Source organism: Streptomyces sp. NPDC042100 (assembly GCF_055582325.1).
In genome coordinates, this window is sequence record NZ_JBVJDK010000024.1 from 25,075 (window position 1) to 37,604 (window position 12,530).

The following is a 12,530-nucleotide window of genomic DNA, read 5'->3' on the forward strand; positions in this document are numbered from 1 at the left end:
TCCTCACAGGGCCGCGAGGTAGTCCGGCAGGGCGATCGCCGGGTCCAGGTCCGCCGCCGGGACGGGCGTGCCGTAGTGGCGCCGCACGGGGACGACCCCCGCCCAGTGGGGGAGCGCGGCGTCCTCGGGGTCGTCGTTCGGCCCGCCGGTGCGGACCTTCGCCGAGACCTCGTCCAGGTCCAGGCGCAGCACGGCGGTGGCGGCGAGCTCCTTGGCGTTGCCGGGGCGGGAGTCGTACGAGCGGCCGGGGACGACGTGGTCCACGAGCGCGTCGAGCGCGGTGCGCAGTTCCTCGGGGTCGGTGACCTGGCGGGCGGTGCCGTGCACGACGACGGAGCGGTAGTTCATCGAGTGGTGGAACGCGGACTTGGCGAGGACCAGGCCGTCCACGTGGGTCACCGTGAGGCAGACCGGCAGGCCCGGGGCCTCCTCGCCGCGCCCGGCGGCGCGCAGCGGGCGGGAGCCGGTGGAGCCGTGCACGTACAGCCGCTCGCCTATCCGGCCGTACAGCGTCGGCAGCACGACGGGGGCGCCGTCGCGGACGAAGCCGAGGTGGCAGACGTAGGTCTCGTCGAGGATCGAGTGCACCAGGGTGCGGTCGTACGAGGCGCGCTGGGCGGAGCGGGTGGGGACCGTGCGCTCGGTGGGGGTGTAGGCGTCCGTCCGGTCCGGCCTGGGGTCCGTCTCCGACATTGCGGTCTCCATTGCACTAGTGCATACTGTGATTTGTGCTAGGAGAGTATCGGATCGAAGGCCGTCGCGCATCGGAGATCGCCGCCAGCGTCGAGCGCGGGGTGGGTGACGGCGCACTCGCCCCCGGACAACTGCTGCCGTCCATGCGGGAGTTGGCGGGAGAGCTGGGCGTGAATCCCAATACCGTCGCCGCCGCCTACCGGACCCTGCGCGAGCGCGGGGTGATCGAGACGGACGGGCGGCGCGGGAGCCGGGTGCGGTCCGCGCCCGCGACGACGGCCCGGGGCTCGCTCCGGGTGGACGCCCCCGAGGGGGTCCGGGACGTCGGCGAGGGCAACCCGGACCCGGCGCTGCTCCCGGATCTGACGGAGGCCCTCGCCGCCGTCGCGCGCGGGTACGCCGAGCGCCCGCCGCTGTACGGGGAGGACCCCGTGGACGAGGGCTTCGCGCGGCTCGCGCGGGCCGCGTTCGACGCGGACGGGGTGCCGCCCGGGCCGGTCGGCGTCGCCTCCGGCTCGCTCGACGCGATCGAGCGGGTGCTCGTCGCGCACCTGCGGCCCGGCGACGCCGTCGCCGTCGAGGACCCGGGCTGGGGCAGCCTCCTCGACCTCGTGCCCGCGCTCGGGCTGCGGCCCGTACCGGTCGCCGTCGACGACGAGGGGCCGCTGGCGGACGCCGTGGCCCGGGCGCTGCGGGGCGGTGCGCGGGCGCTCGTCGTCACCGACCGGGCGCAGAACCCGACCGGCGCCTGCGTGAGCCGGGCCCGCGCGGAGGAGCTGCGGGCGGTGCTCGCCGGTCACCCGGACGTGCTGCTGATCGAGGACGACCACGGGCACGGCATCGTCGCGGAGCCGCCGCACCCGCTCGCCACCGGCGCCGGGCGGTGGGCCTTCGTGCGCTCGGTCGCCAAGGCGTACGGGCCCGATCTGCGGATCGCCGCCTTCACCGGCGACGCGGAGACCGTCGACCGGGTGCTCGGACGGCAGCGGCTCGGCCCCGGCTGGGTCAGCCGGCTGCTCCAGCGCGCGGTCGCGCACCTGTGGACCACCGGGGCGGTCGATCCGGTGGCCGTCTCGGCGGCGTACGGGGAGCGGCGCGACGGGCTCGTGCGCGCGCTCGCCCGGCGCGGGGTGGCGGCGCACGGGCGCGGCGGCATGAACGTCTGGGTGCCGGTCGCCGACGAGACCGGGGCCGTCGCCCGGATGCTGGGCGCGGGCTGGGCGGTCGCCCCCGGCGCCCGCTTCCGGATGGAGAGCGGCCCGGCGGTCCGCGTCACGGTCTCCCGGCTCGCCCCCGCCGACCTCGAACCGCTCGCCGACGCCCTGGCCCACGCGGCGGGCCCGGCGCCCGCGCGCAGTTACGGGTGACGGGCGGCCGGGCTCGGTGCCGGGGCCGGGGGCGGGGGCGGTCGGTGTGGCTGAGCCGACTGACTCGGCTCAGCCGACCGAGCCGTCCGGGCTCGCTACCCGGTCGGCGTGGCCGACGTGGTCGGTGTGGCCGGCGTGCCCGGTGCGGTCGGTATGGCCTGCGCGGGGTGCCCGGGCGCGGGCGCCGGGACCGCGACGGGCGGAGGCGTCTGGGCCGTCCGCGGGGGCGCCGCCTCCGGGGGCGGTGTGCGGCGGCGGGACGTGCGGGTCTGGGTCAGGGCCGCGCCCGCCAGGACGATGACGGCGCCGACCGGGGTGTTCCAGGCCAGGTGCTCGCCGAGGACCGCGACACCCGCCGCCGTCGCGATGACCGGGATGAAGTACGTGACCATCGACGCCGTCGTCGGGCCCACCTCGGCGACCACGCCGTACTGGAGCAGCATCGCGTAGCCCGTGCCGAGGGCGCCGAGGGCGACGACCGAGAGCAGCGGCAGGACCTCGACGTGCGTCGGCAGGCTCGTGAACAGCGGGGTGACCACCGCGAGCTGGAGCGTCGCCACGCCGACCTGGGAGCCCGCGAGGGCCAGGTTCGACGCGCCGGTGCCGGACAGGGTGCGGCGGACGTAGATCCAGCCCACCGCGTAGCTGAACGAGGCCAGCAGGGCCAGCGCCGTGCCGGTCACGTCCAGGCCCGAGAAGCCCTGCCACGCGCCGAGCACCGTCAGGACGCCGATGAAGCCGATGCCCAGGCCCGCCGCCCGCACCCGGGTCGGACGGTCCTCCGAGAGGGCGACCAGGGACAGCACCATGCCCCACAGAGGGGTCGTGGCGTTGCAGATGCCCGCCAGGGTGGAGGGGATCGTCAGCTCGGCGTACGAGAAGAGGGAGAACGGCAGCGCGTTCAGCAGGAACGCCGCCACCGTCAGGTGCCCCCAGGTGCGGGCCCCGCGCGGGAGGCGGTCGCGCTTCACCACGAGGGCGACCGCGAGGACCGCCGTGCCGAACAGGAGCCGGCCGAAGGTCACCTGGAAGGGGGCGAAGCCCTCGGTGCCGACTTTGATGAAGAGGAAGCTGAAACCCCAGATCAGGGCCAGCACGCCGAAGCGGACGCGCCAGTCCAGGGCGGGCCGGCGGCGGGAGGGGGACGGGAGGGCGGGGCTGCTCATGCCGTTCAGCGTGACCGAGCCCATCTCTTAGTACAAGCGAGAATTCCTGGACCCATTGTCTTAGCATCGCTTACATGTTGAATCTGGAGCGCCTGCGCACCCTGGACGCCGTCGCCCGGCACGGCTCCGTCAGCGGCGCCGCCGAAGGGCTGCACGTCACGACCTCGGCCGTCTCCCAGCAGTTGTCGAAACTGGAGCGCGAGGTCGGGCAGCAGCTCCTCGCCAAGAGCGGGCGGGGCGTGCGGCTCACCGACGCCGGGCTCCTGCTCGCCGAGCACGCCTCCCGGATCCTCTCCCAGGTGCAGCTCGCCCAGGCGGACATCGAGGCGCAGCGCGGCCAGGTGGTCGGCGAGGTGCGGATCGCCGCCTTTCCGACGGCCATGCGCGGCCTCTTCCCGACCGCGATCCGCGCGCTGCGGGCCGCCCACCCCGAGCTGCGCGTCCACACCGCCGAGCTGGAGCCGGACCTGGGGGTGCGGGAGGTGCTGCGCGGGGACAGCGACCTGGCCGTGGTCCTGGACTGGAACAACAAGCGGGCGCCCGTCCCGGCGGGGCTCGAACGGGTGCGGCTGCTCGACGACTCCGCCGACGTGGCGCTGCCCGCCGACCACCCGCTGGCCGGGCGGGCGGCGGTCGACCTGGAGGAGTTCGCCGAGGAGGACTGGGTCTCCTGGCCCGCCGGGGAGTTCTGCCACGACTGGCTGATGTTCACGCTCCGCTCCAAGGGCATGGAGCCGCGCGTCGCCCACGTCGCCGGGGACCACCACACCCAGCTGGCCCTCGTCGCCGCCGGGCTCGGCATCTGCGTGGCGCCCCGGCTCGGCCGGCCCGCCGCGATGGCGGGGGTCGCCTTCGTCCCCGTACGCCAGCCGGTCCGGCGGCACATCTACGCGACCTGGCGCACGGACGCCGGGCGCCGCCCGTCCATCCGCGCGGTGGTCGAGGCGCTGCGGGCGGCGGGGGCCGGGTGACGGGGCGGGGCGCCCCGCGCTGTCCTTCGGGCGGACGGCGCGACGTCGCGGACAGGCCCTAGCCCAGCTTGCGGAAGTCCCAGGACGCGACCGCCTCCGGGGTCAGGCGCAGCCAGGCGTGGCGGCCGTCGTGGGGCATGGTGTCCAGGCCGAAGTTCTTCGCCGCGAACAGGGGCTCCACGGCGTCCAGTTCGGGGCAGGGCACGCCCGTGCGCGGCGCCTCGCCGACGAACTCGACCGTGCCCGAGAGCTCGGCCCCGCGCAGCTCCCCGTACGTCTCGCCGTCGTCCACCACCACCGCGACGCGCGGCCGGGCGCGCAGCTCGGCCCAACGGCGGCTGCGGGTCAGGGAGTAGAGCCACAGCGAGCCCTCGTGCCACAGGAACCACAGGGCGCCGACGTGCGGCCGGCCGTCGGCCGACACCGTCGCCACCCGGCAGGTGCGCTGTTCGGCGAGGAAGCTGTCGAGCTCGTCCGGGGTCATCATGATCCGGCGTCCGCGGCGCTGTGCGACGGTCATCGTCCGCACCCTTCTGGATTTCTGATGGAGTGTCAGAAATCATGGGGGGTCGGCCGTCCCGTGGCAAGGAGCGCGCGGGGCGGACCGGGACCGAGTCCGAACCGAGGAGGAGCCCGTGGGGCACGCGGAACAACTCAGGGAACAGCTGGCCCCCGACGGCGCCGTGCTGCTCACCGTCGAATGCCAGCAGGGCGTCGTCGGCCGGGACAGCGCGCTGCCCGAACTCGCCGCCGTCGCGCGCTCGTCCGGCGCGCTGCACAACGTGGCCCGGCTCGTCGCCGCCGCGCACGAGGCCGACGTGCAGGTGCTGCACGCCGTCGCCGAGCGGCGCCCCGACGGGCGGGGCGCCAGCCACAACGCCCGGCTCTTCCGCGCCGCCGCCCGGCTCCCCGTCCAGCAGCACAGCGGGAGCACCGCCGTCCGGATCGCCGAGCCCATCGAGGTCGCCGAGGAGGACCTGGTCGTACGCCGGCTGCACGGGCTCTCGCCGATCGCGGGCACCGACGTCGACGCGCTGCTGCGCAACCTGGGCTGCCGGACCCTCGTCGTCACCGGCGTCTCCGCCAACGTGGCCATCCCCAACGCCGTCTTCGACGCGGTCAACCTCGGCTACACCGTCGTCGTGCCCGCCGACGCCATCGCGGGGGTGCCGGCCGACTACACCCCCGCGATGATCCGCAACACCCTCGCCCTCGTCGCCACCATCGCGAGCACCGACGAGGTCCTCGGCTGCTGGAAGGCCCCGCGCCGGGCACCCGCCCCGCGCACCGGGCCGGGCGGGCTCAGCCGAGCCTGATCGCGTCCCCCGTCACCTCGATCGGCGTCGGCTCCAGCGGGCTCGGCGCCGGTCCGCCCTTGACGCTGCCGTCCGAGGCGTCGAAGCGGCTCTGGTGGCAGGGGCAGACGATCACGCCGTCGGCGACCGACGCCACCGTGCAGCCCGCGTGGGTGCAGCGCGCGGAGAACGCCTTGAACTCGCCCGCCTTCGGCTGCGTGATCACCACGCCCCGGTCGGCCAGCACCTTCCCGCCGCCGACCGGGATGTCGCCGGTCTTCGCGAGCGGCGGGGTCTGCGAGACGCCTCCGGTCGCGTCCGGTCCCGCCGAGGCGTCCGCCCCGCCCGTGTCGCCCTTGCCCCCGGCGCCGCCCGCCCCGCCGCCGCCCGCCGCGCCGCCCGTTTCGCCGGGGCCCTCCGACGCCGTGCCGCCGCAGGCCGTGAGGACCGCGACCAGACCCGCGCCGCCCGCCGCCGAGACCACTGCCCTGCGTCCTACACCGCTCATGCTCACCCCTCGTCAACCGCCGCGACCCGGACTCCCGGACGACCGGCGCCATGTTTCCCGAAGGAGGCCGCCGGGCGCCATGGGGCGGCGGCCGGCCGGGACCGACCGGACCGGGCCGGACCCGGCCGACCGGGTCGTGCGCGGGCCTACAGCAGGCCCGCGCACGCCTCCCGGGTCGCCCGGTGCACCGCCCGCGCGAGCCGGGCGCCCCACCGGGAGCGGGGCCCCGCGAACGGCTCGGCCCCGCCGCCGGGCGGGGCGGCGGGGCAGGCGACGCAGACCGCGTCCGTCGGCGTGCCGGAGGCGTCGGCGCCCAGCTCCACCAGGGCCTGCACCTTCGCCTCGGTGGCCGTCGCCACCGCGTTGACCAGCGCCGCGTCCGTGAGCGGCACCGGCAGCGACACGATGATGTTGACGGTGCCGGGGCGCGGGGCGCCGATGCTCCCGGCACCCGGCGCGGCGGCCCAGCCCCGTACCCCGATGCCCGCCGTCACCAGCGCCTCGGCGCCCTCGTCGGCGGCGAACTGGCGGTCGGCGACCGACGCGGCCGTCATCAGCCCGACCCCGGGGCCCGGAAGCCCCGCCCCGGCGGCCAGCTCACCCAGATGGGCGACCGGGTCGAGGCGCGCGTACCCCGGCGGCACCTGCGCGTTGACCACCCAGTCGCGGGCGCCGAGGCCGCCGCCGAGCACCGCGCTCGACACCATCCGGGTGCCGGGACCGGGCGCCCACACCAGCAACGGCCAGGAGGCGCCGTCCTCTTCGTGCCGCAGCAGGACGGCGTCGGCGAGCGCGGGAGGGGCGGGGGCGGGTCTCAGGAGCACGCCGCACCCTAACGCGCGCCGACCGGGCCGGTGCCCGCCAGGTGGTCCGCCGCGGTCCAGCCGCCGGCCATCGCGGGGCCGATGGTGGCCCCGGGGCCCGGATAGGTCTCGCCCATCAGCGCGGCGGACACGTTGCCCGCCGCGTACAGGCCCGCGATCGGCGAGCCGTCCTCGCGCAGCACGCGCGCGTCGGCGTCGGTCAGCAGCCCGCCCTTGGTGCCGAGGTCGCCCGGGTGCACCGGCACCGCGTAGAACGGCGCGGCGCCCAGTTCCGCGAGGTTCGGGTGGGGCAGCGTCGGGTCGCCGTAGTAGCGGTCGTACGCGCTGGTGCCCCGGCCGAAGTCGCCGTCGTGCCCCGCGCGGGCGAAGCCGTTGAAGCGCTCCACCGTGGCCGCGAAACGCCCCGGGTCCACGCCCATCAGCCCCGCGAGCTCCTCGGGCGTAGCGGCCCTCCGCACCACCCCCGACTCCAGCAGCCGCCGGGGGAAGGGCTGCCCGGGCAGCAGCCCCATGAAGACGTACCGGCGCCGCGCGCGGGCGTCCAGGACCAGCCAGGCGGGCACCGTCTCCGCCCCGGTCTTCTCCCGGTGCGCGTACATCGCGTCCACGAACTCGTGGTACGGCGCGGCCTCGTTGACGAACCGCTCGCCGTTCCCGTCCACGATGATCATGCCCGGGATGCCGCGCTCCGCGACCAGGAAGAACGGCGCCGAGCCGTCGGGCGGCACCACCGACGGCGCGCCCCACACCTTGTCCAGCAGGTCCGTCGCCGCGCCCAGCCGCAGCCCCTCCCGCAGCCCGTCGCCCTCCTGGCCCTCCGGCGGCGTCGAACTCCACGCCGGGTCCGTCGGCGCCGGCAGATGGCGGGCGCGCAGCCCCGCGTCGCGCGAGAAGCCGCCGGACGCCAGCACCACGCCCCGGCGGGCGCGCACCGTCACCTCGCGCCCGGCGCACACGGTACGCACCCCGGTCACCCGGCCGTCCGTGTCCGTGAGCAGCCGCCGCGCCGGGGCGCCCAGCCACAGCTCGCCGCCGAGCCGGGCCAGCGAGAGCCGCAGCCGGCCGATCAGCGCCTCGCCGAGCGCGACCGGACGCCGCCCCGCCGCCAGGTCCCGCACGGCCCGCAGCCCCACCTTCGCCGCCGTCCGCCTGCCCGCCGGGGTCCGGGTCACCATGTTGAGGTGACGGAAGTCGTACGAGGTGATGGTGAGCCCGTACGTGGGCAGGTGCGCCCGGCGCATCAGGGCGCGCTCGCGCCTCGGGAGCCGGCGCAGGTCGAAGACCTCGGGCTCGATCGACCGCCCGCGCGCGAAGCCGCCGGGACGCTCGGGGTAGTAGTCGCTGTAGCCGTCCGTGTAGACGAAGCGCACGTCGGTGCGGTCATGGAACTCCCGCACCATGCGCGGCGCCCGGGCCAGATACGCCTCCTTGCGCGCGGCGGACACCCGCTCGCCCACGGTGGCGTCCAGATAGGCGCGGGCCAGGTCGTGGCTGTCGGGGAGCCCCGCCGCGCGCAGATGCTGGTTGTCGGGCACCCAGATGGCGCCGCCGGAGAGCGCGGTGGTGCCGCCGTATAGGCCGGTCTTCTCCAGGACCACCACGCTCAGCCCGCGCAGCCGCGCGGTCACGGCGGCGGCGAAGCCGGCGGCCCCGGACCCGACGACCACGACGTCGTACTCGGTGTCGTACGTGTGGTTGCTGCTGGTCGGTTCGGTCACGACGGCCGCCTTTCGTTCGGAATGCGCGAGAGGCTAGGCGGCCCCCGGGCCCCGGGACAGGGGGGTTCCCGGTGGCCGGGAAAAGAGCCGCGCGGCGGTGCCCCGGTCCGCTAGGAAGGCGCGGACAGCGTTCCCCGACCGCCGTGAGGTGCCGACATGACCGAACCGCTCGCCCGATCCGCCGACCTCACCGGGCGCGTGGCCCTGGTCACCGGCGCCGCCCGGGGCCAGGGCGCGGGCCACGCCCGGACGCTGGCCGCCGCCGGGGCGTCCGTGGTGCTGACCGACCTCGACGAGGGCGGCGCGGAGGCGGTCGCCGCCTCGGTCCGCGAGGCCACCGGACGCCCGGACGCCGCGCTCGCGCTGCGCCACGACGTGGCCGACGCCGCCGACTGGGAGCGGGTCGTCGCCCGCGCCGTCGAGCGGTACGGGCGGCTCGACGTGCTCGTCAACAACGCGGCGCTGTGGCGCACCGCGCCCGTGGGGGAGCAGGACGAGGAGGAGTTCAGGACCCTGCTGTCGGTCAACCTCGTCGGCCCCTTCCTCGGCATCCGCGCCGTGCTGCCCGCCCTGCGCGCGGCGGGCGGCGGCTCGATCGTCAACATCTCGTCCACCGCCGGGCTCAAGGGCATACCCGGGCACAGCGCCTACGGGGCGTCCAAGTTCGGGCTGCGCGGACTGACCCGCTCGGCCGCCCTCGACGTCGCCGCCGAGGGCATCCGGATCAACACCGTGCACCCCGGCATGATTGACACCCCGATGATCGGCGCGGTCACCGGCGGCGGCGACGCCACCGCGCGCGACTGGCCGCACATCCCCGCGCGCCGGATCGGCACGCCCGAGGACGTCAGCGGACTCGTCCTCTTCCTCGCCTCCGACGCCTCCGCGTACGTGACGGGCGCGGAGTTCGCGGTCGACGGCGGACTGGGCGCCCAGTGACCGGCGCGCGTCTGACCCCCGCCGCGCGCGGGCTCGTCGCGCTGCTGTCCGGCTCCTTCCCCGCGCTCGGCCCCGGCACGGACGTGCCCGCCGTGCGCGCGGCCCTGGACCGCCCGCCCACCGGGCTGCCCGCGCTCGCGTCGGTCAGGGACCGGACGGTCCCCGGCCCCGAGGGCGCGCCGGACGTGCCCGTGCGGATCTACCACCCCGGGCCCCCGGACACCCCGGGCCCGCTCCCGGTCGTCGTGTTCCTGCACGGCGGCGGCTTCGTGCTGTGCGGCCTCGACAGCCACGACGGGCTCTGCCGCGAACTGGCCGCCGGTGCGCGGGCGCTGGTCGTCTCCGTCGGCTACCGGCTGGCCCCCGAGCACCCGGCGCCCGCCGCCCTCGACGACGCCCGCGCCGCGCTGGACTGGGTCGCCGCGCACGCGGCCGGGCTCGGCGGCGACCCGGAGCGGCTGGCCGTCGCCGGGGACAGCGCCGGCGGCACCCTCGCGACCGGCCTGTGCCTGCTGGCCCGGGAGCGGGGCGGCCCGATGCCCGCCGCGCAGGTGCTGCTCTACCCGGCGCTCGACCCGGCGGCGGACAACGGCTCGACGCGCGCGTTCGGCGAGGGCCACTTCCTGACCGCCGCGCACATGCGGTGGTACTGGGAGCAGTACCTGGCGGGCGCCGAGCCGACCCCGTTCACCGCGCCCGCGACCGCGCGGGACCTGTCGGGGCTGCCCCCGGCGCTGCTCGTGGAGGCGGAGTGCGATCCGCTGCGCGACGAGGGGCGCGCCTACGCGGCCCGGCTGCCCGAGGCCGAAGTCCACACGGCGCACGGGATGTTCCACGGCTTCGCCGACTTCACGGACCAGCTCCCCGAGGCGGCCGAGGCCCTGCGCCGGGTGACGGACTGGCTGCGGGAGCGCCTCGGGACGGCCTGATCCGGCGGTCCCGACCGGGTACCCCGTGGCCCCGCACCCGGCGGGGCCACGGGGTACCCGCACGTACGGGCGCGCTCAGCCGTTCAGTGCGGCGGCGACGAGCTCGTACGAGCGCAGGCGGGCCGCCTGGTCGTGCACGCAGGTGTTGACCATCAGCTCGTCCGCGCCGGTCTCCGCCAGCAGCGCCCGGAGTTCCTCGCCGACCGTGTCGGGGCCGCCCACGACGGCGCTCGCGCCGAACGGCGTCGCCATGCCCGCCAGCCGGCGCACGGCCTGGTCGGCGGGGAGCAGCGCGTCCGGCAGCGAGCGGGAGATCATCAGCTGCACGAGCTCCTGGCTCGCCGCCTGCCGTCGGGCCTCTGTGTCGGTGTCGGCCGCCACCACCGTGACGGTGATCAGGGTGTACGGGCGGTCCCGCTCGGCGGAGGGGCGGAAGTTCTCGCGGTAGAGCCGGAACGCCTCGGCCGCGTTCCCGCCGCCGAAGTGGTGGGCGAACGCGAACGGCAGCCCCGCCGCCGCGGCCAGGGAGGCCCCGTACGCGCTCGACCCGAGGATCCACAGCGGCGGGGCCGGCACGCCGTCCGGCGCGACCCGGACGTCGCGGTACGGGTGGGTGTCCGGCCAGGCGCGGGTGCCGAGGAAGCACTGGAGCTCCCCGACCTGCGCGGCGAACGCCGAGGCGTCCCCGCGCTGGAGGGCGCGGGCGGCGGCGGGGTCGGTGCCGGGTCCCCGGCCGACGCCGAGGTCGATCCGCCCGGGGTGGACGGCGTGCAGCAGCGCGAACTGCTCGGCGACGGTGAGCGCCGGGTGGTTGGGCAGCATCACGCCGCCCGAGCCGATCCGGATCCGCTCGGTGGCCGCGGCGAGGTGCCCGATGAGCAGCGCGGGGGTGCCGGCGGTCAGATCGGGGTGGTTGTGGTGCTCGGTCACCCACAGGCGGCCGTAGCCGAGGCGTTCGGCGTGCCGGGCCAGCGCCACGCTCGCGGCGACGGACTGCGCGGCGGTCATGCCGTGGGGGACGATCGTGGGGTCCAGGACGGACAGGGCGGTCATGCGGCGAGCGCTCCGTTCGGGGCGAGAGGGGCGGGCCGCAGGCCGTAGGCCTCGGCGAGCAGCGCGTAGGACCGCAGGCGCGCCCGCTGGTCGTGGACCGTCGTGTTGACCATGATCTCGTCGGCGCCGGTGACCCGGGCCAGCCGGTCGAGCTCGTCCTTGACGTGCGCGGCGGTGCCGCTGAGCACGGTGGCCGGGTAGTCGCCGCGCGTCCGGGCGAGGCGCTCGGCCGCCGCCTCGGGCGGGAGCAGGGTGTCGGCGCGGTGCTCGTGGTAGCTCTGGAAGGTCAGGATCTGGGAGGCCGCCTGCCGCCGGGCCTCGGCCTCGGTGTCGGCCGCCACGACGTTGGCGGTGACCAGGGCGTACGGGCGGCTCAGCGCGGCGGACGGCCGGAAGCGCTCCCGGTACAGGCGCGGCACGGTCGTGGTGCCCGGCCCGCCGAAGTGGTGGGCGAAGGCGTACGGCAGCCCCCGCTCGGCCGCCAGGAGCGCGCTGTACGGGCTGGAGCCCAGGATCCACAGCTCGGGCGGCGGGGCGCCGACGGGCACCGCCCGCACCCCGGTCCGGGCTCCCTGCCTGGTTACGGCGCCGGTTCCGCAGGCGGCCCCCGGCAGCCCCAGCAGCTCGGCCAGGTCGTCGAGGCGCCGCTCGTGGGCGAAGGGGGTGCCCCGGCTGAGGGCGTGCGCGGTGGTGGGGTCGGCGCCGGGAGCGCGGCCCACGCCGAGGTCGACACGGCCCGGGTGCAGGGCGCCGAGCAGCGCCGCCTCCTCGGCGACGGCCAGGGGCGCGTGGTTGGGCAGCATCACGCCGCCCGCGCCGACCCGGATGCGGTGGGTGCGGGCGGCCAGGTACAGCGTGTAGAGCAGGGGGGTGCCCTTGGCGAGGGCGGGGTGGTTGTGGTGCTCGGTCACCCACAGGCGGGTGTAGCCGAGCTCCTCGGCGTGGCGGGCCAGCTCGACGCTGGCGGTGACGGTCCCGGCGACGGTGAGGCCGCTGGGGACGATGGTGGGGTCCAGGACGGACAGCAGGGGCAGGGGCACGGGGGTTCCCGACGGTGTGAAGGGGTG

The 12,530-nt window shown here is 76.7% G+C and carries 13 protein-coding genes; 5 read left to right on the top strand and 8 right to left on the bottom strand.

From position 1 onward, the window contains the following. Positions 1 to 3 precede the first annotated feature (3 nt). The gene (locus ACZ6J5_RS34205) at positions 4 to 693 is read right to left on the bottom strand and encodes a pyridoxamine 5'-phosphate oxidase family protein (RefSeq protein ID WP_469397832.1); all 690 of its coding nucleotides are present in this window, start codon (positions 691 to 693) and stop codon (positions 4 to 6) included. A 35-nt stretch (positions 694 to 728) separates the two neighbouring features. Between ACZ6J5_RS34205 and ACZ6J5_RS34210 the strand changes: the two genes are divergently transcribed. Continuing rightward, positions 729 to 2,060 (top strand): aminotransferase class I/II-fold pyridoxal phosphate-dependent enzyme, encoded by a 1,332-nt coding sequence (locus ACZ6J5_RS34210; protein ID WP_469397833.1) that lies wholly within the window; start codon positions 729 to 731, stop codon positions 2,058 to 2,060. Positions 2,061 to 2,155: 95 nt separating this feature from the next. On the opposite strand, the gene ACZ6J5_RS34215 is transcribed toward ACZ6J5_RS34210, so the two are convergent. After that, a complete protein-coding gene (locus tag ACZ6J5_RS34215; protein WP_469397834.1) occupies positions 2,156 to 3,226 on the bottom strand; it encodes a DMT family transporter in 1,071 nt (356 codons plus the stop codon). Positions 3,227 to 3,300: 74 nt separating this feature from the next. Here ACZ6J5_RS34215 and ACZ6J5_RS34220 point away from each other — a divergent pair, with 74 nt between their 5' ends. Then, the gene (locus ACZ6J5_RS34220) at positions 3,301 to 4,197 is read left to right on the top strand and encodes a LysR family transcriptional regulator (RefSeq protein WP_469397835.1); all 897 of its coding nucleotides are present in this window, start codon (positions 3,301 to 3,303) and stop codon (positions 4,195 to 4,197) included. 58 nt (positions 4,198 to 4,255) lie between these two features. Here ACZ6J5_RS34220 and ACZ6J5_RS34225 read toward each other — a convergent pair whose 3' ends face one another. Continuing rightward, complete coding sequence (locus tag ACZ6J5_RS34225) at positions 4,256 to 4,717, bottom strand: pyridoxamine 5'-phosphate oxidase family protein (RefSeq protein ID WP_469397836.1); 462 nt, start codon at positions 4,715 to 4,717, stop codon at positions 4,256 to 4,258. 115 nt (positions 4,718 to 4,832) lie between these two features. Here ACZ6J5_RS34225 and ACZ6J5_RS34230 point away from each other — a divergent pair, with 115 nt between their 5' ends. After that, complete coding sequence (locus ACZ6J5_RS34230) at positions 4,833 to 5,513, top strand: cysteine hydrolase family protein (RefSeq protein ID WP_469397837.1); 681 nt, start codon at positions 4,833 to 4,835, stop codon at positions 5,511 to 5,513. On the opposite strand, the gene ACZ6J5_RS34235 is transcribed toward ACZ6J5_RS34230, so the two are convergent. The 3 genes from ACZ6J5_RS34235 to ACZ6J5_RS34245 all read right to left on the bottom strand — a co-directional run bounded on the left by ACZ6J5_RS34235 (position 5,500) and on the right by ACZ6J5_RS34245 (position 8,542). Then, complete coding sequence (locus tag ACZ6J5_RS34235; protein ID WP_469397838.1) at positions 5,500 to 6,000, bottom strand: Rieske (2Fe-2S) protein; 501 nt, start codon at positions 5,998 to 6,000, stop codon at positions 5,500 to 5,502. The two genes, ACZ6J5_RS34230 and ACZ6J5_RS34235, sit on opposite strands and share 14 nt — an antisense overlap. Positions 6,001 to 6,146: 146 nt before the next feature. Continuing rightward, complete coding sequence (locus ACZ6J5_RS34240) at positions 6,147 to 6,818, bottom strand: adenosylcobinamide amidohydrolase (protein WP_469397885.1); 672 nt, start codon at positions 6,816 to 6,818, stop codon at positions 6,147 to 6,149. Between the two features lie 14 nt (positions 6,819 to 6,832). Next, positions 6,833 to 8,542 carry an FAD-dependent oxidoreductase gene (locus ACZ6J5_RS34245; RefSeq protein ID WP_469397839.1) on the bottom strand — a complete coding sequence of 570 codons (1,710 nt, stop codon included), beginning with the start codon at positions 8,540 to 8,542 and terminating at the stop codon, positions 6,833 to 6,835. Between the two features lie 156 nt (positions 8,543 to 8,698). Here ACZ6J5_RS34245 and ACZ6J5_RS34250 point away from each other — a divergent pair, with 156 nt between their 5' ends. Together ACZ6J5_RS34250 and ACZ6J5_RS34255 are read left to right on the top strand one after the other, a co-directional pair. After that, the gene (locus tag ACZ6J5_RS34250) at positions 8,699 to 9,481 is read left to right on the top strand and encodes an SDR family NAD(P)-dependent oxidoreductase (RefSeq protein ID WP_469397840.1); all 783 of its coding nucleotides are present in this window, start codon (positions 8,699 to 8,701) and stop codon (positions 9,479 to 9,481) included. Beyond that, positions 9,478 to 10,410: an alpha/beta hydrolase gene (locus ACZ6J5_RS34255; protein ID WP_469397841.1), complete on the top strand. Its 933-nt coding sequence runs from the start codon at positions 9,478 to 9,480 to the stop codon at positions 10,408 to 10,410. The genes ACZ6J5_RS34250 and ACZ6J5_RS34255 overlap by 4 nt, the downstream gene beginning before the upstream one ends. Positions 10,411 to 10,485: 75 nt before the next feature. Here ACZ6J5_RS34255 and ACZ6J5_RS34260 read toward each other — a convergent pair whose 3' ends face one another. Together ACZ6J5_RS34260 and ACZ6J5_RS34265 are read right to left on the bottom strand one after the other, a co-directional pair. Further along, positions 10,486 to 11,463: an LLM class flavin-dependent oxidoreductase gene (locus tag ACZ6J5_RS34260; protein ID WP_469397842.1), complete on the bottom strand. Its 978-nt coding sequence runs from the start codon at positions 11,461 to 11,463 to the stop codon at positions 10,486 to 10,488. After that, positions 11,460 to 12,503 carry an LLM class flavin-dependent oxidoreductase gene (locus ACZ6J5_RS34265; RefSeq protein WP_469397843.1) on the bottom strand — a complete coding sequence of 348 codons (1,044 nt, stop codon included), beginning with the start codon at positions 12,501 to 12,503 and terminating at the stop codon, positions 11,460 to 11,462. Before ACZ6J5_RS34265 ends, ACZ6J5_RS34260 begins: the two co-directional genes overlap by 4 nt. Positions 12,504 to 12,530 lie beyond the last annotated feature (27 nt).

Bases quoted from the DNA above. Each gene is read 5' to 3' on its own strand.
- ACZ6J5_RS34205 (WP_469397832.1), bottom strand. From the start codon at position 693: ATGTCGGAGACGGACCCCAGGCCGGACCGGACGGACGCCTACACCCCC.
- ACZ6J5_RS34215 (WP_469397834.1), bottom strand. From the start codon at position 3,226: ATGAGCAGCCCCGCCCTCCCGTCCCCCTCCCGCCGCCGGCCCGCCCTG.
- ACZ6J5_RS34220 (WP_469397835.1), top strand. From the start codon at position 3,301: ATGTTGAATCTGGAGCGCCTGCGCACCCTGGACGCCGTCGCCCGGCAC.
- ACZ6J5_RS34225 (WP_469397836.1), bottom strand. From the start codon at position 4,717: ATGACCGTCGCACAGCGCCGCGGACGCCGGATCATGATGACCCCGGAC.
- ACZ6J5_RS34235 (WP_469397838.1), bottom strand. From the start codon at position 6,000: ATGAGCGGTGTAGGACGCAGGGCAGTGGTCTCGGCGGCGGGCGGCGCG.
- ACZ6J5_RS34250 (WP_469397840.1), top strand. From the start codon at position 8,699: ATGACCGAACCGCTCGCCCGATCCGCCGACCTCACCGGGCGCGTGGCC.
- ACZ6J5_RS34260 (WP_469397842.1), bottom strand. From the start codon at position 11,463: ATGACCGCCCTGTCCGTCCTGGACCCCACGATCGTCCCCCACGGCATG.